The organism is Nocardioides sp. GY 10113 (assembly GCF_004919105.1).
Lineage (GTDB): Bacteria > Actinomycetota > Actinomycetes > Propionibacteriales > Nocardioidaceae > Nocardioides.
Genome location: NZ_STGK01000004.1, coordinates 318,762 through 341,002, shown reverse-complemented (window position 1 = coordinate 341,002; position 22,241 = coordinate 318,762). Strand labels below are relative to the sequence as shown.

Genomic DNA, 22,241 nt, shown 5'->3' with positions numbered 1-22,241 from the left:
CGCTCGGCCGCGTCAGCCTGCGCTGACCAGCGTGCCGATCTTCTCACCCTGGACGACCCGGAGGATGTTGCCCTCCGGTTCCATCCCGAAGACGACCATCGGGAGCTTGTTCTCGCCGCACAGCGCGAAGGCCGTCTGGTCCATGATCCGCAGGCCCTGCGAGATGGCCTCGTCGTAGGTCAGCTCGTCGTACTTGGTCGCCGTCGGGTCGATGTTGGGGTCGGCGCTGTAGACGCCGTCGACGCCGCTCTTCGCGACCAGGACCACGTCGCACTTGCTCTCCAGCGCCCGCTGCACGGCCACGGTGTCGGTGGAGAAGTAAGGCATGCCCATACCGGCGCCGAAGATGACCACGCGCCCCTTCTCCATGTGCCGGATCGCGCGGCGCGGGATGTACGGCTCGGCGACCTGGCCCATGGTGATGGCGGTCTGCACCCGGGTGTCCACGCCCAGCTTCTCCAGGAAGTCCTGCAGCGCCAGGCAGTTCATGACGATGCCGAGCATCCCCATGTAGTCGGCGCGGACCCGGTCCATGCCGCGCTGCTGGAGCTCCGCGCCGCGGAAGAAGTTGCCGCCACCGGTCACCACGGCGACCTGTGCGCCGGACTCGACGACGGCCGCGATCTCCTTCGCGATCGAACCGACCACGTCGGGGTCGACCCCGAGCTTGCCACCGCCGAACACCTCACCGGAGAGCTTGAGGAGAACACGCTTGTAACCGGGCACCGAGAACCTTCCTGTCGACCAACGTCCAGCAATGGCCGAGACTACCGCCGTCCCGGCGTGCGGCGGCAACCGCGCTCCCGCGGCCGCCGGGGCTCACCCGCTGCTGCTGGAGCTCCAGATGACCAGGATCACCAGGAGCAGCAGCACCGCGGCGACCACTGCCGCCGTGATCTTGACCCAGCTGTAGGGGCGTCTGCCCACCACCTCGCCGGTGTTGGCGTTGACCATCACCTGCCAGGTCTTGCCGGCGTAGAGGTACGTGGCGATCCACAGCGGCATCAGCATCAGCTTGAAGGTGGCCTGGGTGTAGATCACGCCCAGCGTGCTGATCCGCTGCTCGTCGCCGCCGATGTCACGGCGTACGTCGTCCTTGATCACCTCGACCATCTTCTGGCGGGCCTGCTCCGAGCCGGCCGCGGGATCGACGTCGTAGCGCACCGCGGAGTATCCGGTGAGGAACTCGGGCTGGTAGGGCACCGCCCGGCTCAGCTCCCAGGGCCCCGCCTTGTCGACCATGGCGGGGTCGAGCGCATGGCTGCCCGGCACCACCACGTCGTCGAAGAACCGCGCGACCCGACCGGCCGCGGGCCGCCACGCCGTGTGCCGCTGCTGGTAGGTCTCCGTGCGCGTGCCGCCCTTGCCGTCGGAGACGGTGCGGGTCTCGGTCGTGTAGTAGTAGTCGCCGCGCTGGCCGGTGTAGTCGCTGTCGGTCTGCGCGTCGAAGGTCCAGTGCGGCAGGTAGGTGCCGCGCAGCGCCTCGGTGTCGCCGACCTTCTTGAGCCTGTTCGGGGCGAACCAGCGCGAGCTGACCCACGTCCGGAACGCCTCGCGCGCCTCCTTGCCGTCGACCCCGAACGGGATCACCGCCTCCGGGACGACCAGGCCGGCCGGTACGTCGTGTGCGACCAGCGCCCCACCGCAGAACTGGCAGGCCGAGGCGAGGTCGGTGGTGATGCAGGAGGCGCCGCACTGGCTGCAGGACAGCTCGTGGCCGGCCACGCCGGCGACGGTCGTGTGCTGGTTGCTGGCCAGCCACTCCTCGAAGTCGAGCTCGTCGATCGTGTCCGTGGTCGGCGCGATCTCGCGCTCGGAGCCGCAGCTCTCGCAGCGCAGCAGCATGGTGCCGGGGGCGTAGAACGTCTGCGACCCGCAGGTCGGGCAGACCGCCGAGAGCGGCGCGGCGTCCTCGCTGCGGCCGACCTCGCCGTGCGGGACCGTCTCGTTGGCGGCCAGGGTCTCGGTCACCTCGAGCGGTACCGCGGGGTCGGCGCCGGGCAGCGGCGGCGGGCCGGGCTCGCCGGTCGGCACCGGCGGTGGCGTGCTGGTCATCGGCACCCTCTCCGGGCTCAGGCCTGCGGCGGGAGCGGCGGCGGGGCCACCGGGAACAGGTGCCGCAGCGCCTGGACCTCGACCGCGGCCGTCCAGGCCGCCATCCCCTCCTGCCAGACCAGGGTGGCCGGCGTGAGGTCACCGGCGCTCACCTTGGCGGGGAGGTCACCGAGCCCGACCGGGCCGACCTGCTGGCCGCCGACGGCCAGGTACCACGGCTTCTCGGTCGGCGGCAGCGGCGGCGGCACGGGCGCGCCGCCCTGCGGCGCCGACTGACCGCCCTGGGGAGCGTTCGGGTTGAGCGCGCCGGCCATCTGCTGGCCGACCGCCATGCCCATGCCCAGGCCGACACCGGCGCCCGCGCCGCCGCCCGGGTTCTGGGCGGCGTCCTCGATCGCCTCGGCCGCCTGGAACTTCGTGTACTGGTCGAGGTTGCCCAGCACCCCCATCGAGGTGCGCTTGTCCAGGACCTTCTCCACCTCGGGCGGGAGCGAGACGTTCTCGATCACGAACCGCGGGATGCTGACGCCCATGGACCGCAGGTTGCCGGTCAGCGTCTCGGCCAGGTTGGACGCGATGGTGTCCTGGTGCGCGGCCAGGTCGAGCATCGGGATGTTGGCGTTGCCCAGCGAGGTCGCGACCTGGCTGACGACGTTCTGGCGCAGGAACTCCGAGACCTCGTCGGTGCGGAACTGCGGGTCGGTGCCGACCAGCTCGCGCAGCAGCGCGGCGGCGTCGGTGACCTGGAGGGCGTAGGTGCCGAAGGCCCGCAGCCGCACCATGCCGAACTCGGCGTCACGCAGCGTGATCGGGTTCTTCGTGCCCCACTTGAAGTCGGTGTAGAGGCGGGTGCCCACGAAGTACACCTCGGCCTTGAACGGCGAGTTGAACCCGTACTTCCAGCCCTTCAGCGTGGACAGGATCGGCAGGTTCTGGGTCTCCAGCGTGTAGGTGCCGGGCGTGAACGTGTCGGCGATCTGACCCTCGTTGACGAAGACCGCCGTCTGACCCTCGCGGACGACGAGCTGAGCCCCCATCTTGATCTCGTTGCCCTGGCGCGGGAAGCGCCACACGATGGTGTCGCGGCTCTCGTCGAGGAACTCGATGATGTCGACGAACTGGCCGCGGACCTTGTCCATGAAGCCCATCTGGCTTGCCTGCCCCTTCGGTCCGGTCGGAGGACCGACGACCGGCCCTCCTGCGGCTCGAACCTACCCTGCGCGGCCGCGTCCGACCCCGCAGATTCGGGCGGAAAAGGCCGACGGCCGGTCGTCACGCTGCTGCGTGACGACCGGCCGTCGTACGACGGAGGCGGGATGCCTCAGGCGCCGACCTCGAAGCGGGCGAACCGCGAGACCGAGGTGTTGGCGGCGTCGAGGACCTGCTTCACCGACTTCTTGGACTCGAAGACCGACTCCTGGTCGAGCAGCACGATCTCCTTGAAGAAGGCGCCGATGCGACCCTCGACGATGCGGGCGACGGCAGCCTCCGGCTTGCCCTCCTCCAGCGTCTTCTTGGTCAGCACGTCCTTCTCCTTCTCGACGACGTCCGCGGGGACCTCGTCGGAGGTGAGGTACTGCGCCTTGAGCGCGGCGGCCTGCTGGGCGGCCTGCTTGGCCGCGGCCTCGTCACCCTCGAACTCGACGAGGACGCCGAGGGTCGGGGGCAGGTCGGAGGCCTTCTTGTGCAGGTAGACCGTGGTGTTGCCGTCGAAGTACGCGACCTCGCCGAGCTCGATCTTCTCGCCGATGGTGCGGGCGAGCTCGTCGACGGTCTCGCCGACGGTCTTGTCGCCGAGCGAGACGGCCTTGAGCGCCTCGGCGTCGCCGATCTTCGCCTCGTTCGCGGCGTCCGCGATCGCCTGGGCGGCGTTGATGAACGCCTCGTTCTTGGCGACGAAGTCGGTCTCGGCCTTGAGGCTGATCAGGGCGCTGCCGGAGGCAGCGACCAGACCGGCGGAGGCCTCGCGCTCGGCGGCGCGAGCGGCGGCCTTCGCCGCACCCTTGACCCGGAGCAGCTCGACGGCCTTGTCGAAGTCGCCGTCGACCTCGTCGAGGGCCTTCTTGCAGTCCATCATGCCGGCCTGGGTCAGCTCACGGAGCTTCTTGACGTCGGCAGCGGTGTAAGCCATGTGTGTTCCTCTTCAGGTACGTCGGTGTACGGGAGCGGATCAGGCCTCGGCCGGAGCCTCGGCCTCGGCGGCCTCAGCGGCGGGGGCCTCGGCGGCGGGGGCCTCGGCGGCGGGCGCCTCGGCGTTCTCGCCCTGGGCCAGGAGCTCGCGCTCCCACTCGGCCAGCGGCTCCTCGGCGGCGGTCGCGGCGCCCTCGCCCTTGCCACCGGAGCGGGCGATGAGGCCCTCCGCGGCAGCGTCGGCGATGACCCGGGTCAGCAGGCCCACGGCGCGGATGGCGTCGTCGTTGCCCGGGATCGGGAAGTCGACCTCGTCGGGGTCGCAGTTGGTGTCCAGGATGCCGATGATCGGGATCCGGAGCTTGCGCGCCTCCTCGACGGCGAGGTGCTCCTTCTTGGTGTCCACGATCCACACCGCGGAGGGGGTGCGGGTCATCTCGCGGATACCACCGAGGGTCTTGTCCAGCTTGTCGCGCTCGCGCTTGAGCTGGAGGAGCTCCTTCTTGGTGCGGCCCGAGCCGGCGACGTCGTCGAAGTTGAGCTCGTCGAGCTCCTTCAGGCGGTTGATCCGCTGGTGCACGGTCTGGAAGTTGGTGAGCATGCCGCCCAGCCACCGCTGGTTCACGTAGGGCATGCCGACGCGGGTCGCCTGCTCGGCGATGGCCTCCTGGGCCTGCTTCTTGGTGCCCACGAACATGATCGAACCGCCCTTGGCGACGGTGTCCTTGATGAACGCGTAGGCGCGGTCGATGTAGGCCAGCGACTGCTGCAGGTCGATGATGTAGATGCCGTTGCGCTCGGTCATGATGAAGCGCTTCATCTTCGGGTTCCAGCGACGGGTCTGGTGTCCGAAGTGCACGCCGCTCTCGAGCAGCTGGCGCATGGTGACGACTGCCATGATGTTTCTCCTGGTGGTGGAGTCCGCGCACCGTTGTGCCCGACCTTGAACCAGGCCGGACCGGGCGGACTCGCTGTTGGTTTTCAGTTGCTGCCTCGGGCAGGTGCCCTCGGCCCTGACGCCCGCGCGCGATCCGACCGCCCGGCGAGCCGGGCGGACTGAGGATCGACGCCCACGATGGTTCGGACCCCCGGAGGTGCAGGACCCGTCGCGGTGTGCGGACGTGCGAAGTCAATCCCTGAGGATTGCGTCCGTCACTCTACGCCGGTGCGGCACCCCGTCACCAATCCGCGAGCGCGAGCGGCGGCCCCGCAGCACAGCGAGGCCCGCACCGGCGGGAGCGCTGGTGCGGGCCTCGAGCGTACGACGGGGGCGTACGACGCGCGGAGGGACGGTGGCGGTCAGCCACCGACCCGCCGTTCTCCCCTGCCGACCATCACCAGGACGACGCCGACCACGGCACCGATCAGCCCGAGGTAGATGAAGAACTGGCCGAGGCCGGCGAGGCCGAGGACCAGGACGACGAGGCCGGCGATGATGAGGACGAGCCACAGAGGCAAGACTTCTCCTTTCGTGGGTGACCGCCCTGGTGGACGGTCAGGCGCCGCGGACCGTACCCAGATCGTCCACAGGCATGCCTCGACCCCGCCGTCATCCCCAGGCCGGGCCGCCGGGGTCGTCGATCACGGCGCCGCCGGGCACGCTCCCCGCATGCGCTCCCTCCTCGCCCTGCGACGCTCGTCGCGCCTCGCCGCCCTGGCGCTCCTCCTGGTCCTGCTGGCCCTCGCGGCCGTCCCGCCGGCGGCCACCGCCGACCCCGACCCGGTCGCGACCTGGCCGCTGCGCCCGGCTCCTGCGGTGGCCGCGCGGTTCGACCCGCCCGGCATGCCGTACGGCGCCGGCCACCGCGGGGTGGACCTGGTGGCCGCGCCCGGCGCGACGGTCCGCGCCGCGCTGCCCGGTCGGGTGAGCTTCGCCGGGCGCGTGGCGGGTCGCGGGGTGGTGGTCGTCGACCACGGCGCGACCCGCACCACCTACCAGCCGGTGACCGCGGTCGTGCGGGTCGGGCAGGAGGTGACGGCCGGAGACGCGCTGGGCCGGTTGGGGCTGGTGGGTTCCCACTGCTTCCCGCGGGCCTGTCTGCACTGGGGCCTGATCGCCGGCGAGACCTACCTGGATCCGCTGTCACTCGTGGGGGCGGCGCCGGTGCGGCTGCTGCCGCTGTGGTCGGCCGCGCCCGCCCTCGACCCTCGGTTCACGTTCACGCTCGGCCCGGCGCCCGCCTCGGCGCCCGGCCTGGACCCACCGCTCAGGCTCGTGGGTGCGCCTGTCGGTAGGCGCGCCGCAGCCGGTCCGTGGTGACGTGGGTGTAGCGCTGGGTGGTGGCCAGTGAGGCGTGGCCGAGCAGCTCCTGGACCGAGCGCAGGTCCGCCCCGCCCTCGAGCAGGTGCGTGGCCGCGCTGTGCCGCAGGCCGTGCGGCCCGAGGTCCGGGGCGCCGGGGACGTCCTCGAGGCGGCGGTGCACCAGGGTGCGGACGGCGCGCTGGTCGATCCGCCCGCCGCGGGCGCCGAGGAAGAGTGCCGGCCCGGAGCCGGGCCGCGTCAGCGCGGGTCGTCCGCGCACCAGCCAGGCGTCCACGGCCCGGGCGGCGGGGATCCCGAACGGGACGGTGCGCTCCTTGCGGCCCTTGCCGAGCACCCGGACCACGTTGCGGTCGCGGTCGAGGTCGTCGACGTCGAGCCCTACCAGCTCCCCCACCCGCATCCCGGTCGCGTAGAGCAGCTCGATCAGCGCGGCATCGCGCAGGCCGGTCGGGGTGCCGTCGTCGGCCCGCTCCGCCGTGGCCCGAACCAGCTCGCGGGCCTCCTCGACACGGAGCACCGCCGGCAGCGTGCGGTGCGGCTTGGGCGAGCCGAGCGCGGAGCCGACGTCGGTCGCGGTGCGACCCGTGCGCTCCAGCCAGGCTGTGAAGACCCGGGCAGCGGTCGCGCGGCGGGCCAGGGTGGTGCGTCCCAGGCCCATGCTCTGCTGCTTGGCCAGCCAGCTGCGCAGCAGGCGCAGGTCGAGGCCGGCCGCCTCGGTGATCCCGGAGCGCTGGGCGTGCTCGAGCAGCCCGCCGACGTCGCCCAGGTAGGCGGTGACCGTGTGCGGCGCCAGGTCGCGCTCCCCGACGAGGTGCCGCTCGTACTCCCCCAGCAGCCGGGCCCAGGACTCGACCAGCGCCGACTCCTGCCCCTGGCTGCCGCTCACGGCTCGATCGTAGGGAAGGCCGGCCGCGAACCGGCTCAGGCGCGCGCGGCCTGGTAGCGGGCCAGCGCGTCGCGTCGTTCCTCGTCGTGGTCGACGATCCGCTCGGGGTAGCCGTGGGCGTAGCCGTCCGGATGCCGCCACGGCTCGTGGGCCACCTTGCCGGGCAGGTGGGCGAGCTCGGGGACCCAGCGCCGCACGTAGTCGCCGCCGGGGTCGAATCGCAGGCCCTGGGAGATCGGGTTGAAGACCCGGAAGTACGGCGCAGCGTCCGTGCCGGTGCCGGCGACCCACTGCCAGCCGTGGTTGTTCGAGGCGAGGTCACCGTCGAGGAGATGGGCGAGGAAGTGCCGGGCACCGACCGGCCACCAGGCGTGCAGGTCCTTGGTGAGGAAGCTCGCGGTGATCATCCGGACCCGGTTGTGCATCCACCCCTCGGCCAGCAGCTGCCGCATGCCGGCGTCCACGACGGGGAAGCCGGTGCGCCCCCGCCGCCACGCCTCCAGCTCGGGCCCGGGATCGTCGTACGCGAGGCCGAGGGGGCGCAGGTCACTCCACGCGGAGGCCGGCTGGTGCAGCAGGACGTCGGCATAGAACTCGCGCCAGGCCAGCTCGTTCTCGTAGGTCTGCCGCCCCTCGCCCCGGTGGCTGCGCACCTGGTGCAGCAGCTGGCGCGGATGGACCACGCCGAACCGCAGGTACGGCGACATCCGCGAGGTGCGGTCGGCGGCGGGGAGGTCGCGCGCGTCGGCGTAGTCGGCGAGGTCGGAGCCGGCGAAGGCACGCCAGCGCTCGAGCGCCGCGTCCTCCCCCGCGGGCGGCAGGCTCGCGGGGGCCGGGTCCAGCGCCGACCGGAGCGCCTCGTGCGCCCGCCGAGTGGCATCGGCGCCGTCCTCGGGATCCCCGAGCCAGTCGACGTCGGGGGCCGACAGCGGGCCGGCGACCGGCACCTCGCGCCAGGCCCGGGAGAACGGGGTGAAGACCCGGTAGGGGTCCCCCGCGCGGTTGCGGACCGTGCCCGGCGCCACCGCGTACGGCGTGCCCACCTCGTCCAGCCGGATCGTACCCAGCGCGTCCCTGACCCGGCCGTCCCGCGCGGCGCCGTAGGGCGTGCACTCGCCGGTGACCAGCACCCGGTCGGCGTCGACGGCCCGGGCCAGCGCGGGCACCTCGGCGGCCGGGTCGCCCCAGCGGACGATCAGCCGCCCCTGCATCGAGTCGTCGAGGGACCGCAGGCAGGCGGCCAGCCAGGCCCGCCGCACGTCGCCGGCGCCGGCCCACAGGCGCGGGTCGAGGACGAAGAGCCCGGCCACCGGCCCGGCAGCGGCGGCCTCCGCCAGCGCGGGGTGGTCGCGCAACCGCAGGTCTCGGCGGAACCACAGGACGGATGTGCTCACGCACCCACCCTAGGAAGACGCTCCTAGGGTGCGTTCGTCGCGAGCCGCCACCCACCACGGGTGTGCTCGACGAAGCCGTGCTCCTGGAGGTGGCGCAGCGTCCGGTACACCTCGGTCACCGCGAGGCCCGCGACCAGGGCGATCGACCCGGCCGTGGCCGGTCGGGCGACCGGGACGGCGTCCAGGACCTGTCGCTGCCGCACCCGGAGCCGGTCGCGCGCGGCGGGCTCGGCCCGTGGCTCCTCCAGCAGATGGCTCCCGGCGGCCCCGATCAGCTCCAGGACGTCCTGTCCGCCGGTGACCAGGGTCGCCCCGCCGGTGCGGATCTGGTGGTGCACCCCCTCCGAGGTCGCCTGGGTGACCGGGCCGGGCACGCCCATCGTGACCCGGTGCATCCGCTGCGCCCAGTTGAGGGTGTTCAGCGCGCCGCTGCGCACCGCCGCCTCCACGACGACCGTGCCCCGGCTCAGCGCCGCGATCAGCCGGTTGCGGGCCAGGAAACGGACCCGGTGCGGCGCGGCGCCCGGCGGCGCCTCGGAGATCACCAGGTGCTCCGCGGCCAGGTGCTCCAGGAGCGGGCGGTGCGCCAGCGGATAGCAGCGGTCGACCCCGCAGGCCAGCACGGCGAGCGTCGGGGCGCCCGCGGCCAGCGCCCCACGATGGGCCGCGTGGTCGATCCCGTACGCCGCCCCGGAGACGACCGGGAACCCGGCCTGGCCGACCACGGCGGCGAGGTCGCCGGCGACCCGGTCGCCGTAGCTGGTCGCCGAGCGCGCACCGACCACCGCCAGGCCCGCGGCCAGCTCGTCGAGCCGGCGCGGCCCTCGTGCCCAGAGCCCGATCGGCACCCCGCCGCGCTCGTTGACGGCACCCGCGGCGCCGAGGTCCGCGAGCCCCGCGGGCCACTCGTCGTCCTCGGGGGTGAGGAACCGGTAGCCGGCCGCGTCCGCTCGCTCCAGCACCCCCGCCGGGTCCACTCGCGCGAGCCGGCCGGCGACGGCGCTCAACAGGTCGCTGTGGTCGGGGTTCTCGGTCAGGGTGCGGACCAGCTCGGCCGCGCCCAGCTCGTCCACCAGCCCGGTGAACACCATGTCGCCGGGCTCGGCCGCCGCGTTGAGCGCCACCCGGGCCAGCCGGTCGGCGCTCGCCCCGGCGCTCGTCCCGGCGCTCGTCGTGGTACTCATCGGCCGACCCGTGACGCCGCGCCGAGGGTGGGCAGGTCGAGCGGGTCACCGGCCCGCAGCCGCAGCGCGACCTCGACATCCGTCCTGTCCGGCCGGCGCCCCTCGCCGGCCGCGCGGAGGTCCGCGACGGTCCAGGCCAGTCGGAGCACCCGGACCACGCCCCGCGCGCTGAGCCGGCCGTCGTACATCAGGCGGTCCAGGTGCGCCCGGGCCTCGGCGTCGACGGCGAAGTCGTCGGCCAGCCGCGGGCCGGGGACCTGGCTGTTGAGCCGCCAGCTGCGGCCGGCGAACCGGTCCGCCTGCCGGTCGCGGGCCGCCGCGACCCGGGACCGGACCTCCGCGGAGGTCTCCGGAGCGGCGAAGCGGTCCCGGGCCGCCGGCGTGGGCGCGAGCACGTGCCGCGTGATGTCGATCCGGTCGGCGATCGGGCCCGACACCCTGCGCCGGTAGTCGCGGCGGAGCCGTTCGGGGCAGGTGCAGCCGTGCCGTCCCCGGCCGGGGACGTAGTCACCGCAGGGACACGGATTGGCGGCGAGCACCAGGATCGTGCGCGCCGGTAGGGTCACCGACTCCTCGCGCCGGGCGACGGTGATCTCGCCGCTCTCCAGCGGCTGGCGCAGTGCCTCGATCACGTCGCTGCGGAAGAGCGCGAACTCGTCGAGGAAGAGCACCCCGGCGTGCGCCTGGGAGATCGCCCCCGGCCGCACCATGCCGGTGCCGCCGCCGATCAGGCTGGCCTTGCTGGCGTCGTGGTGCGGGGCCGCGAAGGGTGGCCGGCGCAGCAGCCCCGCCCCCGGGCTCAGCACCCCGGCCAGGGAGTGGATCGCGGTCAGCTCGAGGGACTCCTCGGGAGCGAGGTCGGGGAGGATCGTCGGGATCCGCTCGGCGAGGCTGGTCTTGCCCGACCCCTTGGCGCCGGAGAGCAGCAGCGGGTGGCCACCGGCCGCGGCGACCTCGAGGGCGTACTTCTCATCCGTCATCCCCACCAGGTCGGCGAGGTCGAGCTCCTCGAGCCGCTCCTCGCCGCGCCAGGTGAGCAACGGGGTGCCGGAGGCGCCGGCCACCGGCGGCGCCTGCGGGATCTCCTCGCCCCGCAGCTGGGCGACCACCTGCCCCAGCGAGCGCACGCCGTAGACGCTGACCCCGGGCACCAGCGCGGCCTCCTCGACCTGCGTCTCGGGGACGAAGGCGCGGCGGATCCCGCGCTCGGCGGCGGCCAGGACCATCGGCAGCACGCCGAGCGCCGGGCGCAGCCCGCCGGCCAGGGTCAGCTCGCCGACGAAGACGGTGCCGGCGAGCGCCATCGGATCCACCTGGTCGTCCGCGGCCAGCACCGCCATCGCCATCGCCAGGTCGAAGTGCGTGCCCGACTTCGGCAGGTCGGCCGGGGCGAGCAGCACGGTGACCCGCTTGCTGGTGGGCCACTCCAGCCCGCTGTTGATCACGGCCATCCGGACCCGCTCCTGGCCCTCGCGCAGCGCCGCGTCCGCCCGGCCGACCACCAGCACCCCTGCCTGACCGGTCGAGACGTCGGCCTCCACGTCGATCAGGTGGCCCAGCGCGCCGCGCAGCGCGACCGCGTTGGCCGAGGCGACGCCCATCAGAGCAGCCCCGCCACGTGGTCGACGACGGCCGGTCCGCGTCGGGGGCGGAGCACCGCCACCAGGTCGATCCGGATCCCGTCCGGGCGGATGCCGTGCTCCTCGACCCAGCGTTCGCCCAGCCGCTTGAGCCGGTCCAGCTTGGCGTCGGTGATCGCCTCGTGCGGGGTGCCCGAGGCCAGGCTGCTGCGGGTCTTCACCTCGCAGACCACCAGGGTGCGACCTGCCCGGAGGACGAGGTCGATCTCGCCCTCGGCGCACCGCCAGTTCCGGTCGAGCAGCACGAGGCCGGCGGCGGTCAGGTGCCGCGCGGCCACGTCCTCGCCGTAGGCGCCCAGCGCCTGCCGGCGCCGGTCCGGGACCCTGCCCGGGGAGGGCCGGTCCGCGCCCGACCCGATGTCCACCGCATCCGTCATCGTCCTACCTCCTGGCAGGAGGATGTCGAGGTCGGCCCGCGCGCCGGGCCCGTCGACGGACCGGATGTGGACGCCGGCCGCCGTCCCCAGGGGAGGCGCCGACAACCGGGTCAGCTGGTGCGGATCATCACCGAGTGGGAGAAGGTGTCGAAGAGGATCCCGAAGCCGGGGACCGACGGGATCAGCGGGTACTCCTTGTAGTCGTAGGAGACGCTGACCTTCACGCACGCCGGGCAGGACGCCGGGGCCGCCTCGAAGCCGCAGGTCATCCCCGCCGACGAGCAGGACTTGCCGGTCCCGCTCAGCGCGCTCTCGATCGCCGCCACCGAGTCGTCCTGACGCAGGCTGGGGTCGACCTGGACGGCCGCCGCCCGCGCCCCTTCGGCGGCCGCCTGGCTCACCGACTGGCGGAAGGAGAGCGCGACGCCGAAGTCGATCACCCCGAAGACCAGGTACAGCAGGATCGGCAGCACGAGGGCGAACTCGACCGCGGCGGCTCCGCGACCGCGACGGCGCGACGCGCCGGACCCTCGCCGAAAGCGCACCGCGGCGCCGTACGAACGCAACATGCCCCCACCTCTGCTCCCCCCGGGCGCCTCCCCCGCGCCCCAGATGGGCTGAAGCGTAGTGGCGTGCGGGACGCGTGGGGCGGATATCGACCGAACCGCCGAACCGCCGAGCCGGAGGGCCGGGCGCTCAGCCCTTCGGCGGCTCGAAGTCGGAGGTGGCCAGCTCCTCGACGTTGACGTCCTTGAAGGTCAGCACCTTGACGCTCTTCGCGAAGCGCGCGGGACGGTACATGTCCCACACCCAGGCATCGGAGATCGAGACCTCGAAGAAGACGTCGCCGCCCTCCGAGCGGGCCTTCACGTCGACGGAGTTGCACAGGTAGAACCGACGGTCGGTCTCCACGACGTACTTGAAGATCCCGACGACGTCGCGGTACTCCCGGTAGAGGTTGAGCTCCTGCTCGGTCTCGTACCGCTCGAGGTCCTCAGCGCTCATACGACTTCCTCCCCCACGACGACTGCCTCCTGCGCGACCGATCCTAGCCCCGGCAGCCGCCAGGAGACGCGATGGTGGGGGGTGGGTCCCAGCCGACTCAGCGCGGCCAGGTGGTCCGGCGCCGCGTACCCCTTGTTCGCCGCCCAGCCGTACTCGGGGAAGTCCGCGGCGAGGCCCGCCATGATCGTGTCCCGCTCGGTCTTGGCCAGGATGCTGGCCGCGGCCACGGCCGCGCACCGCAGGTCGGCCTTGACCATCGTCACCACCGGCGGCGTCTGCGCCAACAGGTCCGGCGGCGCGAACAAGGCGTCCTGCTCGGGGGCGGTGAGGTAGTCGTGGTTGCCGTCGAGCAGCACCGCCGCCGGCGGTTCCGGCAGCGCCGCCAGCGCTCGGTGGCCGGCCAGCCGCAGCGCCACGATGACGCCGTACTCGTCGATCTCGGCCGGGCTGGCGTGCCCGACGCCGTGCGGCGCCCAGCGCCGGATCCTGGGCGCCAGCCGCGCGCGGGCGTCCGCGGTCAGCAGCTTGCTGTCCCGCACGCCCTGAGGTGCGCTCCGGGTCGCCTCGGTCACCTGGACGACCGCGACGGTGACGGGTCCGCACAGCGCTCCCCGACCGACCTCGTCGACGCCGGCCACGGAGGCGAGGCCACCGCGCATCATCCGGCGTACGACGCGCAGGCTCGGCGCGGTGCTCATCGCCCGTCCACCCGGTCCCTCCGTCAGTCGTCGCCGGCCGGTTCGGCGTCCGGCACGTCCGCGAACGCCTCGGGGCGGCTGATCCACTTCCACCGGTCCTGCGGCCAGACCAGCGCGAAGACCTTGCCCACCACCCGGCTGGTGTCCACCCAGGGGCTGTCGGTGCACGGATCCTGGTTGGGGCGGCACATGTGGGCGCGGGCGTCGCGCGAGTTGCTGCGGTTGTCCCCCATCACCAGCACCTTGTGCGCCGGGATCGGTCCGATGGTCCAGTTGCACATCCGGCGGAAGCCGAGGTCGGCCCGCTCGGCGTCGCACTCGCCGGGATCGTCGGCGAGGAACGAGCTCTCGTCGACAGGCTCGCCGTTGATGACGATCTGGCCCTTCTTGGTGCAGCAGCGGACGACGTCCCCCTCGACGCCGATGACCCGCTTCACCAGGTGACCGCCCGTCGGGTACAGCCCCACCTTGGAGAGCAGGTTCGCCATGCCGGTCGGCCCCCGCTCGTCCGTGGCCCCCAGCCAGCCGCCCGGGTCCTCGAAGACCACCACGTCGCCGCGCTGCGGGGAGCGCCCGAACCAGTACGACGGCTTCTCCACGAGGATCCGGTCGTTCTTGATCAACCCCGGCTCCATCGACTCCGAGGGGATGTAGAACGCCTGGACGAAGAGCGCCTTGATCACGACCGCCAGTCCCAGCGCCACAGCGAGCAGCAGGATGCTCTCCTGCCACACCGGGAGCGGCTTGCGGCTGCGCTTCGCGCGGCGCCGGCCGCCGGACGATCCCGAGCCGATCGGGTCCCCCGTCGCAGCCGAGCCGTTCGGGACGTCGGGGACTTCAGTGGTCACGGTGGACGAGTGTAGGCACCAACCGGTCGGGCCGGACGACGGCCTCGCCGAGCGCACGGTCCGCCGAGTGCCCGGAAAAGACGAGACGACCCCCGACCCGGACGGGTCGGAGGTCGTCTCGAAGCGGCGTGGCTCAGGCCTCGCGACGCTCCTTGATCTTGGCGGCCTTGCCGCGCAGGTTGCGCAGGTAGTACAGCTTCGCCCGGCGGACGTCACCGCGGGTGACGACCTCGATGGTCTCGAAGATCGGCGAGTGCAGCGGGAAGGTCCGCTCGACGCCGACACCGAAGGAGACCTTGCGGACGGTGAAGGTGCGGCCGATGCCGGCACCGTGCATGCGGATCACGACGCCCTGGAAGACCTGGACGCGGGAACGGTTGCCCTCGACGACCTTGACGTGCACCTTGACGGTGTCACCGGCGCGGAAGGCGGGGATGTCGGTGCGCTTGGTGGCGTTGCCGAGCTCGGCGACGACGCTGCGACCGGCGACGGACGGGGCGTTGCTCATGATTGCTCCTCGCGAGTGCCACAGGTCAACCGCGGTCGTGGTTCGAATGCGGGGGCATCCGCGTCCGACGATTCCCCTGTGGCAGAAGCGTCCGCGGTGCCGACGAAGAATCATCCCACGCGGCTGCGGCCTGGCGAAATCGCCAGGGGGCGTCGGCCCGGCTGCGAGGATGGCGCCATGACGGAGCCCGCGACCGCCGTACCGCTCGACTGGGCACCGCACACCTACGAGGTCCGCCCCTGGCGCCAGCGCACCGTGCGCGGCCCCCGGGCCGACAAGCAGGTCCGGGAGGTCCGGGTCGCGCTGCCCCCGATGATCGCCGACCTGGACCTCGAGCTGGAGCGGCCGCTCGCGGCGATGACCACCGCGAGCGCGGGCAACCTGGGCCACCTCGACCTGGTGCACGGCCGGACGCTGATGGAGCTGAACCCGCTCCAGCTGCGCACCGAGTCGATCGACTCCTCCAAGATCGAGAACGTCGACGCCGGGCTCGCCGACTACGGACGCGCGCTCCTCGGCGTCGGCGCCAGCTCCTCGGCGATCTCCATGGCGTCGGCCACCGCGGCGCTGACCCGGATGATCAACGACGCGGGTCGGACCCGGAAGGTGCGCAGCGAGGCGGTCCTCGAGGCGCACCACGACCTGATGGCCCGCAACCCCCACGAGGCCCACCGGGCCGGCCGGTACCGCACCACGCAGAACTGGGTCGGCGGCAGCGACTACTCCCCCCGCGGGGCGCTGCACGTGCCGCCGCCGCCGGAGACCGTGCCGGACTACCTCGCCGACCTGTTCGCGTTCGCGAACCGCGACGACCTCGCCCCGGTCGCGCAGGCGGCGATCGTGCACGCGCAGTTCGAGTCGATCCACCCGTTCATCGACGGCAACGGGCGGATCGGGCGCACGCTGATCCACGCCGTGCTGCGCCGGCGTCGCGTGACCAAGCACCTGACCGTGCCGGTCGCCTCGGCCCTGGTCGCCCACCGCGACCGGTACTTCGCGGCGCTCGACGACTACCGCGCCGGGCGGGCGCACACGATCATCGCGATGCTGGCCAGCGCCGCGTCGATCGCCGCCGCGGAGTCCTGGACCACGGCGACGACCATCCGGGAGATCCGCGAGGGCTGGCAGGAGCGGACCGGCGTCACCCGGCCGGGCACGCCGCCCTTCCGGCTGCTGGACCTGCTGACGGAGGAGCCGATCGTCAACGTCGACCTGGTCGTGGAGCGGCTCGGGCTGGCACCGGAGGACGCGAAGGCGCTCTTCCAGCAGCTCGTCTCCGACGGCGTGCTGGCCAGGGCACCCCGCTCGCGGCGGTCGCCGGTGTGGCTGGCGAAGGAGGTCCTCGGCGAGGTGGAGCACCTCAGCGAGCGGATCCGCGCGTCGAGCCGTCGGATGCGCACCCAGGCCTGACCTCCGCCCGACATGCCAGCAGGCCCGCCCCGGGGAGACCGGGACGGGCCTGCTGCGTGCTGCGTCGGCGCAGGCGACGCGATCAGTTGAGCGCGTAGCCCTCGCCGTGGAGCGCGAGGTCGAGGCCGGCGACCTCGTCCTCCTCCTTGGCGCGGAAGCCGATCGTCTTCTCGATCGCCATGGCGAAGACGAACGAGACGGCGAAGGAGAACGCGATCACGGTCAGCGAGGAGAACAGCTGGGCGAGGAAGAGCTTGATCTCGCCGCCGAAGACCAGGCTGCCGCCGGTCAGCGCCTCGGCACCGAAGATGCCGACCCAGAGGCAGCCGATGAAACCGGCCACGAGGTGGATGCCCACCACGTCGAGGGTGTCGTCGAAGCCGAGCTTGAACTTCAGGTCGACCGCGAAGGCGCAGATGGCGCCGGAGACCAGGCCGAGGATCATCGCCCAGATCGGGGTCAGGAACGCGCACGCCGGGGTGATGGCGACCAGACCGGTCACGATGCCGGAGGCGGCGCCGACCGCGGTGGCCTTGCCCTCCTTGAAGTGCTCCACGGCGATCCAGCCGAGCAGAGCGGCGGCCGGGGCGACCAGGGTGTTGAAGAAGATCAGCGAGGTCTGGCCCTCGTCGGCGCCGTAGACACCGGTGTTGAAGCCGTACCAGCCGAACCACAGGATCGCGGCACCGATCAGCACCAGCGGGACGTTGTGCGGGATCGCCTCCTCCTTGGAGAAGCCGACCTTGCGCTTGCCCAGCACCAGGGCGAGAGCCAGCGCGGCAGCACCGGCGGACTGGTGGATCACGGTGCCACCGGCCCAGTCGAGCGCGCCGGTGCCGAGGCCCCAGACGTCGTTGGCGAGCCAGCCGTAGAAGTTGCCGTCGGGGTCGACGCCCCAGATCCAGCGGAAGGTCGGGAACACCACGAAGATGGTGAACAGCGTCGCGAAGAGCATCCAGGGCCAGAAGCGGGCACGGTCGGCGACGGCACCCGAGACCAGCGCGACCGTGATGATGCAGAAGGCGACCAGGAACGCGTGGGCACCGAAGGCGTTGCCCGCCTCGCCGCCACCGACGCCCGACATCAGGTCGGCCATCGCGAAGTCCTGGAACGGGTTGCCGAAGAGCTTGCTGCCGCCGTCGGTGCCGTTACCGGCGATGCCGGTGCCACCGATCAGGACGTACAGCAGCGTGACGACGGCGATCGAGCCGAAGCTCAGCATCATCATCGAGACGACGGACTTCTGCTTCACCAAGCCGCCGTAGAAGAACGCCAGTCCGGGCGTCATGAACAGGACCAGGGCAGCACAGAGCAACTGCCATGAAAGATCTACAGACATGCAGAGTCCTCACAAGAATCTCGGGAATGGTGCCGCGGGCAAGCGTCATCCGGCCCGCTTCGTGCCAAGAATGTTGGCGGGGCCGGGTTTCACCGAGGCCTGATCGAGGTTTCGCGCTTGTTACAGGTTGGTGTGGAGTGTCACAGCCATGTAGCCCGGCCTAGCGGGCCTTGGTCAGCGTCACGGCACCGACCGGCGCGGCGAGGTCGCGCCGCAACCGGAACCCGGCCTTCTTGTACAGCCGCAGGTTCCGCTCGCTGCGTCCCCCGGTCACCAACGCGTACGACGTGGCGCCGGCGGGCGCGACCGCCTGGACGTGGTCCAGCAGCGCCCGGCCGAGCCCCTGTCCCTGGAGGTCGGGGGCCACCATCAGCCGGCCGATCTCCCAGACCTCGCCGTCCAGCCGCGCGCGTACGGCGCCGACCAGCCGGCCGGCGCGCCGCACCAGGTAGGTCTCCCAGGTGCCGATCCAGTCGCGGACCTCGTCGAGGCCCTCGTGCAGCGCGGGGATGTCGAGCAGGTCGTTGGCCAGCGCCTCCTGCACCCAGCAGGCGCGCTGCAGCGTCAGCAGCTCCTCCGCGTCGCCGCGCCCGGCGCGCACGATCGGGGTGCCGTCGTCGAGCGCGGAGGGGTGGAGCAGGTCGGGCCGACGCTCCGCCGTACGACGGACGGCCTGGTCGTGGCGCCAGGCGGCGATCCGGCCGTGGTCGCCGCTGAGCAGCACGTCGGGCACCTCGCGGTCCCGCCAGACCCGGGGCTTGGTGTAGACCGGGTACTCCAGCAGCCCGCCCTCGGCGTGCGACTCCTCGACCAGGGACTCGGCGTTGCCCATGAAGCCCGGCAGCAGCCGCACCACGGCCTCGGTGATCGCCAGCGCGGCGACCTCTCCCCCGTTGAGCACGTAGTCGCCGAGGCTGATCTCGCGGACCTCGGCGATCGAGCGGGCGTGGTCGATGACCCGTTGGTCGATCCCCTCGTAGCGGCCACAGGCGAAGACCAGCCGCGACCGGGTGGCCAGGTCCTCGGCGACCCGCTGGTCGAAGGGCTGACCCGACGGGGTGGTGAAGACGACGGTGTCGCCGGCGCCGACCTCGAGCGCCTCGAAGGCCTCGCCGAACGGCTCGGGCTTCATCACCATCCCGGCGCCGCCGCCGTACGGCGTGTCGTCGGTGGTGTGGTGCCGGTCGTGGGTCCACTGGCGCAGGTCGTGGACGTGCAGGTCGAGCAGGCCGCTGGCGACCGCCTTGCCGGGCAGCGAGAGCTGCAGCGGCGCGAGGTAGTCGGGGAAGATGCTGAGGTAGTCGAGCCTCACAAGCCCGAGCCCTCCCCCGCATCGCCCTGGTCCTCGTCGGGCGCCGGGGCGACCAGGCCGGGACGGTCGGCGATGACCACCCGGCCGCCGTCGAGGTCGACCTCGGGCACCAGGGCGGTCACGAAGGGGACCAGCGCCTCACGGCCGGCGACCGTGCGCAGCCGGAGCAGGTCCTGGGCACCGTGCACCAGCCCGGTGACCTCGCCCAACGGGGTGCCGTCGAGGTCGACGGCGGCGAGCCCGATCAGCTGGTGGTCGTAGAACTCGTCGGGGTCCTCCGGACGCTCCTCGGCGTCGACGGTGGCGTGCAGGACCACCCCGCGGGCGGCCTCGGCGGCGTTGCGGTCCGGGATCTCCTCGAAGGCCAGCAGCAGGACCGACTGGTGCCAGCGGGCGCCCTCGACGGTCAGCGTCGCGTGCGGGAAGTCCGAACCGCGGGGCGGCGCGGCGCGGAGCACCGCGCCCGGGTGGAAGCGCCGGTCGGGCTCGTCGGAGCGGACGTCGACCGTGACCTCACCCCGGATCCCGTGCGGCTTGCCGATCCGACCCACGACGACCTCGATGCTCTCCACGACAGGAGAGATTACGGCGGGACCTGCGGGAACGCCGAACGGGCGCCTCCCGTGAGGGAGACGCCCGTTCGTGGAGCGATGCCGGGCCGTGCCCGGCGGTGCCAGACGGCGCCTGGATCAGCGGCGGTCGGTGTCGACGAAGTCGATCCGGGCGCTCGAGCTGCCGGCCAGGGCCGAGACCACGGTGCGGAACGCGGTGGCCGTGCGGCCCCCGCGACCGATCACCTTGCCGAGGTCGTCGGGGTGGACCCGGACCTCGAGCACGGAGCCGCGGCGCTGCTGGCGGTCGCGCACGACCACCTCGTCCGGGTGATCGACGATCCCGCGGACCAGGTGCTCGAGTGCGTCGGCGAGCACCGGCTCAGGCCTCGGTCGACTCGTCGGCGGCGGCCTCGGCGGCCGGCGCCTCCTCGGCCTTGGGCTCCTCGACCTTCTCGGCCTTCTTCTTGGCGGTGGTCGCGGCGGCCTTCGGCTCGTTCGCGGCCTCCTTCAGCGCCTCGTTGAAGACCTCGAGCTTGTCGCGCTTGGGCTCCTTGACCTTGAGGGTGCCCTCGGCACCGTCAATGCCCTTGAACTTCTGCCAGTCGCCGGTCACCTCGAGGATCCGGGCAACGGCCTCGGACGGCTGCGCGCCGACCGACAGCCAGTACTGCGCCCGCTCGGAGACGACGTCGATGTACGACGGGTCCTCCTTGGGGTGGTACTTGCCGATCTCCTCGATGACAGCGCCGTCGCGCTTCTTGCGCGAGTCGACGATGACGATGCGGTACTGCGGCACCCGGACCTTGCCGAGGCGCTTCAGGCGGATCTTGACGGCCACGGTTGTGGTGTCTCCTTGAAAATTTGTGGTGGGTTGAGGTGACGCGACCAGGTGGGGAACACCGGCGAGCCGCCTCGGATGGCGCTGCGCCGCCCGGTTGAGAGGGTTCCCGACGACACAGAACTCAGTGGGACATTCTGCCAGAGGGCGACGCCGAGGCCGAAATCGACCACAACGGCGTCACGCGACGACGACGCCCCGCAGCACCACGCGCTGGGGAGTGGCCAGGACGGTCAGGTCCTCGAGCGGGTTGCGCGGGTAGACCACGAAGTCGGCCGGGTCGCCCTCGTCGAGCCCCGGGTTCCACCCCAGCCAGGCACGGCCGCGCCAGGAGGCGGCTCCGAGGACGTCGTACGCGGGCAGGCCCATGTCCGCCATCGCCAGGATCTCCTCGTGCAGGACCCCGTGCCGGGTCGAGCCGCCGCCGTCGCTGCCGACGTAGAGCGCCACCCCGGCCTCGTGCGCCTGCATCAGCACCTCACGTCGGGTCGCGTGGAGGGCGTCCATCGTCGCCGAGTAGCCCGGGAACCTGTCGCGCCCCGCCTCGGCGAAGGTCGGGAACTTCGAGGTCTGGAGCACGGTGGGCACCAGCGCCACTCCCCCGGCGACCATCCGGTCCAGGTGCTCGGCGGTCAGCCCCGTGCCGTGCTCGATGCAGTCGATGCCGGCCGCCAGCAGCGGGCCCAGCGACGCGGTGCCGAAGCAGTGCGCGGTCACCTTCGCCCCGGCGGCGTGGGCGACGCCGATCGCGGCCGCGACGGCGTCCGCCGGGAAGGACGGCGCCAGGTCGCCCTCCTCACGGGAGATCCAGTCGCCGACCAGCTTCACCCAGCCGTCGCCGGCCGCCGCCTGCTCGGCCACCGTGTCGACCAGCTCGTCGGGCTCGACCTCGTGGCCGTAGCCCTTGATGTAGCGCCGGGTGCGGGCCACGTGCCGACCACAGCGGATCAGCCGGGGCAGGTCCTCGCGCTCCTGGACCCACCGGGTGTCGGCCGGCGAGCCGCAGTCGCGCGTGAGCAGTACGCCGTTGGCCCGGTCCTCGAGCGCCTGCTCCTCGATCCGCTCGTCGCTGACGGCGCCGCCGTCCTCGAGCCCGAGGTGGTTGTGGGCGTCGACCAGCCCGGGGACGATCCACCCCTCGGCCGCGGTCTCGGCGCCGGCCGGGCGCTCGTAGGTGACCACCCCGTCGACCACCCACAGCTCGCGGGTCTCGCCGTCGGGAAGGACAGGACCGGAGAACCTCAGCGCGCCGCTCACGCGGGCGAACCTACCAACCGCGGTCGTGGTGGTTCCGAGGCTCTCTTCGAGGCTCGCACGCTCGCACCGCAGGACGAGCGCTGCGCTCGCACCTCCACCGCCGGCCCGATGGTCGAGGGGCGGGACGCCCCAGCGCCGAGCCTCGAGACCGGGGACCCTGCCTCACAGCCTCGAGATCAGCCAGGACGGGCCGACGCAGGTCGCGCCGGCCCCGTGCACCCGGGCGTCCAGCGCCCGGTCGGCGGTCACGACGACCACCCGGTCGCCGCGCTCGGAGGCCGCGCGGGCCTCGGCGACGATGGTGGCGTCGCCGTCCTTCGGGGCGTGCACGGTGCGGACGTGGGCGTCGCGACCGGCCCGGACCCCGCCCTTCGCCTGCCCCTCCAGCACCAGCACGACGACGTCGTACTCGATGTCGGCGACGAGCAGCTCCTCGTGGAGCCGTCGGGCGGCGCCGGGGCGGTCCTTCCACCAGCCGTCGGCGCGGGCGCCGACGACGTTCGCGCCGTCGACGACGAGGACCGACTTCGTCCGCATCGGGCG

25 protein-coding genes and 1 pseudogene are annotated in these 22,241 nt (G+C 72.7%); 2 read left to right on the top strand and 24 right to left on the bottom strand.

From position 1 onward, the window contains the following. Positions 1-12: 12 nt before the first annotated feature. From pyrH to E8D34_RS20710, 6 genes are all read right to left on the bottom strand, one after another. The gene (gene pyrH, locus E8D34_RS07675) at positions 13-726 is read right to left on the bottom strand and encodes a UMP kinase (protein ID WP_136594017.1); all 714 of its coding nucleotides are present in this window, start codon (positions 724-726) and stop codon (positions 13-15) included. 93 nt (positions 727-819) lie between these two features. After that, the gene (locus tag E8D34_RS07670) at positions 820-2,055 is read right to left on the bottom strand and encodes a hypothetical protein (RefSeq protein WP_206056594.1); all 1,236 of its coding nucleotides are present in this window, start codon (positions 2,053-2,055) and stop codon (positions 820-822) included. 17 nt (positions 2,056-2,072) lie between these two features. Then, positions 2,073-3,203, bottom strand: coding sequence for an SPFH domain-containing protein (locus E8D34_RS07665; protein WP_136594016.1), 1,131 nt, complete (start codon positions 3,201-3,203; stop codon positions 2,073-2,075). Positions 3,204-3,376: 173 nt separating this feature from the next. Next, complete coding sequence (gene tsf, locus E8D34_RS07660; protein ID WP_136594015.1) at positions 3,377-4,186, bottom strand: translation elongation factor Ts; 810 nt, start codon at positions 4,184-4,186, stop codon at positions 3,377-3,379. Between the two features lie 39 nt (positions 4,187-4,225). Beyond that, positions 4,226-5,083 carry a 30S ribosomal protein S2 gene (gene rpsB, locus E8D34_RS07655; protein ID WP_206056593.1) on the bottom strand — a complete coding sequence of 286 codons (858 nt, stop codon included), beginning with the start codon at positions 5,081-5,083 and terminating at the stop codon, positions 4,226-4,228. 401 nt (positions 5,084-5,484) lie between these two features. After that, complete coding sequence (locus tag E8D34_RS20710; protein WP_168929365.1) at positions 5,485-5,643, bottom strand: hypothetical protein; 159 nt, start codon at positions 5,641-5,643, stop codon at positions 5,485-5,487. A 151-nt stretch (positions 5,644-5,794) separates the two neighbouring features. Between E8D34_RS20710 and E8D34_RS07650 the strand changes: the two genes are divergently transcribed. Then, complete coding sequence (locus tag E8D34_RS07650; protein ID WP_136594013.1) at positions 5,795-6,445, top strand: M23 family metallopeptidase; 651 nt, start codon at positions 5,795-5,797, stop codon at positions 6,443-6,445. On the opposite strand, the gene E8D34_RS07645 is transcribed toward E8D34_RS07650, so the two are convergent. The 10 genes from E8D34_RS07645 to rplS all read right to left on the bottom strand — a co-directional run bounded on the left by E8D34_RS07645 (position 6,393) and on the right by rplS (position 14,988). Then, positions 6,393-7,334, bottom strand: a complete 942-nt coding sequence (locus E8D34_RS07645) for a tyrosine recombinase XerC (RefSeq protein WP_136594012.1) — start codon at positions 7,332-7,334, stop codon at positions 6,393-6,395. The two genes, E8D34_RS07650 and E8D34_RS07645, sit on opposite strands and share 53 nt — an antisense overlap. 35 nt (positions 7,335-7,369) lie before the next feature. Next, positions 7,370-8,728: a deoxyribodipyrimidine photo-lyase gene (locus E8D34_RS07640; protein ID WP_136594011.1), complete on the bottom strand. Its 1,359-nt coding sequence runs from the start codon at positions 8,726-8,728 to the stop codon at positions 7,370-7,372. A gap of 23 nt (positions 8,729-8,751) precedes the next feature. Then, a complete protein-coding gene (locus E8D34_RS07635) occupies positions 8,752-9,912 on the bottom strand; it encodes a DNA-protecting protein DprA (protein ID WP_136594010.1) in 1,161 nt (386 codons plus the stop codon). Then, positions 9,909-11,513, bottom strand: a complete 1,605-nt coding sequence (locus tag E8D34_RS07630; RefSeq protein WP_136594009.1) for a YifB family Mg chelatase-like AAA ATPase — start codon at positions 11,511-11,513, stop codon at positions 9,909-9,911. Before E8D34_RS07630 ends, E8D34_RS07635 begins: the two co-directional genes overlap by 4 nt. Continuing rightward, positions 11,513-11,929: a YraN family protein gene (locus E8D34_RS07625; protein ID WP_136594008.1), complete on the bottom strand. Its 417-nt coding sequence runs from the start codon at positions 11,927-11,929 to the stop codon at positions 11,513-11,515. Before E8D34_RS07625 ends, E8D34_RS07630 begins: the two co-directional genes overlap by 1 nt. Before the next feature lie 110 nt (positions 11,930-12,039). After that, positions 12,040-12,498: a TadE family protein gene (locus tag E8D34_RS07620; RefSeq protein ID WP_136594007.1), complete on the bottom strand. Its 459-nt coding sequence runs from the start codon at positions 12,496-12,498 to the stop codon at positions 12,040-12,042. Positions 12,499-12,625: 127 nt separating this feature from the next. After that, complete coding sequence (locus E8D34_RS07615; RefSeq protein WP_136594006.1) at positions 12,626-12,934, bottom strand: DUF2469 domain-containing protein; 309 nt, start codon at positions 12,932-12,934, stop codon at positions 12,626-12,628. Further along, positions 12,931-13,632 (bottom strand): ribonuclease HII, encoded by a 702-nt coding sequence (locus E8D34_RS07610; RefSeq protein WP_136594005.1) that lies wholly within the window; start codon positions 13,630-13,632, stop codon positions 12,931-12,933. Before E8D34_RS07610 ends, E8D34_RS07615 begins: the two co-directional genes overlap by 4 nt. Before the next feature lie 23 nt (positions 13,633-13,655). Then, positions 13,656-14,480: a signal peptidase I gene (lepB, locus tag E8D34_RS07605; protein WP_136594004.1), complete on the bottom strand. Its 825-nt coding sequence runs from the start codon at positions 14,478-14,480 to the stop codon at positions 13,656-13,658. Between the two features lie 133 nt (positions 14,481-14,613). Beyond that, positions 14,614-14,988, bottom strand: a complete 375-nt coding sequence (gene rplS, locus E8D34_RS07600) for a 50S ribosomal protein L19 (RefSeq protein WP_136594003.1) — start codon at positions 14,986-14,988, stop codon at positions 14,614-14,616. A 177-nt stretch (positions 14,989-15,165) separates the two neighbouring features. Between rplS and E8D34_RS07595 the strand changes: the two genes are divergently transcribed. Further along, on the top strand, positions 15,166-16,398 hold the full coding sequence (locus E8D34_RS07595; RefSeq protein WP_136594002.1) for a Fic family protein: 1,233 nt from the start codon (positions 15,166-15,168) through the stop codon (positions 16,396-16,398). Positions 16,399-16,480: 82 nt separating this feature from the next. Here the strand turns inward: E8D34_RS07595 and E8D34_RS07590 are convergent, their stop codons facing one another. From E8D34_RS07590 to E8D34_RS07560, 8 genes and pseudogenes are all read right to left on the bottom strand, one after another. After that, the gene (locus E8D34_RS07590; RefSeq protein ID WP_240771202.1) at positions 16,481-17,686 is read right to left on the bottom strand and encodes an ammonium transporter; all 1,206 of its coding nucleotides are present in this window, start codon (positions 17,684-17,686) and stop codon (positions 16,481-16,483) included. 211 nt (positions 17,687-17,897) lie between these two features. Beyond that, positions 17,898-18,281 (bottom strand): GNAT family N-acetyltransferase, encoded by a 384-nt coding sequence (locus E8D34_RS21300; protein WP_240771217.1) that lies wholly within the window; start codon positions 18,279-18,281, stop codon positions 17,898-17,900. Positions 18,282-18,374: 93 nt separating this feature from the next. Further along, positions 18,375-19,049 (bottom strand): annotated as a pseudogene (gene trmD / locus E8D34_RS21295) (tRNA (guanosine(37)-N1)-methyltransferase TrmD); the annotation flags it as partial. Continuing rightward, on the bottom strand, positions 19,046-19,621 hold the full coding sequence (gene rimM / locus E8D34_RS07580; RefSeq protein WP_206056592.1) for a ribosome maturation factor RimM: 576 nt from the start codon (positions 19,619-19,621) through the stop codon (positions 19,046-19,048). The pseudogene trmD and the gene rimM, both read right to left, overlap by 4 nt. A gap of 117 nt (positions 19,622-19,738) precedes the next feature. Further along, on the bottom strand, positions 19,739-19,978 hold the full coding sequence (locus E8D34_RS07575) for an RNA-binding protein (RefSeq protein WP_136593999.1): 240 nt from the start codon (positions 19,976-19,978) through the stop codon (positions 19,739-19,741). Positions 19,979-19,982: 4 nt separating this feature from the next. Then, positions 19,983-20,441: a 30S ribosomal protein S16 gene (gene rpsP / locus E8D34_RS07570; RefSeq protein WP_136593998.1), complete on the bottom strand. Its 459-nt coding sequence runs from the start codon at positions 20,439-20,441 to the stop codon at positions 19,983-19,985. 180 nt (positions 20,442-20,621) lie between these two features. Beyond that, positions 20,622-21,698 carry an amidohydrolase family protein gene (locus tag E8D34_RS07565; RefSeq protein ID WP_136593997.1) on the bottom strand — a complete coding sequence of 359 codons (1,077 nt, stop codon included), beginning with the start codon at positions 21,696-21,698 and terminating at the stop codon, positions 20,622-20,624. Between the two features lie 162 nt (positions 21,699-21,860). Further along, positions 21,861-22,235: an NYN domain-containing protein gene (locus E8D34_RS07560; RefSeq protein WP_136593996.1), complete on the bottom strand. Its 375-nt coding sequence runs from the start codon at positions 22,233-22,235 to the stop codon at positions 21,861-21,863. Positions 22,236-22,241: the final 6 nt, after the last annotated feature.

Coding starts and splice junctions, on each gene's coding strand:
- E8D34_RS07670 (WP_206056594.1), bottom strand. CDS start 2,055: ATGACCAGCACGCCACCGCCGGTGCCGACCGGCGAGCCCGGCCCGCCG.
- E8D34_RS07665 (WP_136594016.1), bottom strand. CDS start 3,203: ATGGGCTTCATGGACAAGGTCCGCGGCCAGTTCGTCGACATCATCGAG.
- tsf (WP_136594015.1), bottom strand. CDS start 4,186: ATGGCTTACACCGCTGCCGACGTCAAGAAGCTCCGTGAGCTGACCCAG.
- rpsB (WP_206056593.1), bottom strand. CDS start 5,083: ATGGCAGTCGTCACCATGCGCCAGCTGCTCGAGAGCGGCGTGCACTTC.
- E8D34_RS07650 (WP_136594013.1), top strand. CDS start 5,795: ATGCGCTCCCTCCTCGCCCTGCGACGCTCGTCGCGCCTCGCCGCCCTG.
- E8D34_RS07635 (WP_136594010.1), bottom strand. CDS start 9,912: ATGAGTACCACGACGAGCGCCGGGACGAGCGCCGGGGCGAGCGCCGAC.
- E8D34_RS07630 (WP_136594009.1), bottom strand. CDS start 11,513: ATGGGCGTCGCCTCGGCCAACGCGGTCGCGCTGCGCGGCGCGCTGGGC.
- E8D34_RS07625 (WP_136594008.1), bottom strand. CDS start 11,929: ATGACGGATGCGGTGGACATCGGGTCGGGCGCGGACCGGCCCTCCCCG.
- E8D34_RS07620 (WP_136594007.1), bottom strand. CDS start 12,498: ATGTTGCGTTCGTACGGCGCCGCGGTGCGCTTTCGGCGAGGGTCCGGC.
- E8D34_RS07615 (WP_136594006.1), bottom strand. CDS start 12,934: ATGAGCGCTGAGGACCTCGAGCGGTACGAGACCGAGCAGGAGCTCAAC.
- E8D34_RS07610 (WP_136594005.1), bottom strand. CDS start 13,632: ATGAGCACCGCGCCGAGCCTGCGCGTCGTACGCCGGATGATGCGCGGT.
- rplS (WP_136594003.1), bottom strand. CDS start 14,988: ATGAGCAACGCCCCGTCCGTCGCCGGTCGCAGCGTCGTCGCCGAGCTC.
- E8D34_RS07595 (WP_136594002.1), top strand. CDS start 15,166: ATGACGGAGCCCGCGACCGCCGTACCGCTCGACTGGGCACCGCACACC.
- E8D34_RS07590 (WP_240771202.1), bottom strand. CDS start 17,686: ATGACGCCCGGACTGGCGTTCTTCTACGGCGGCTTGGTGAAGCAGAAG.
- E8D34_RS07560 (WP_136593996.1), bottom strand. CDS start 22,235: ATGCGGACGAAGTCGGTCCTCGTCGTCGACGGCGCGAACGTCGTCGGC.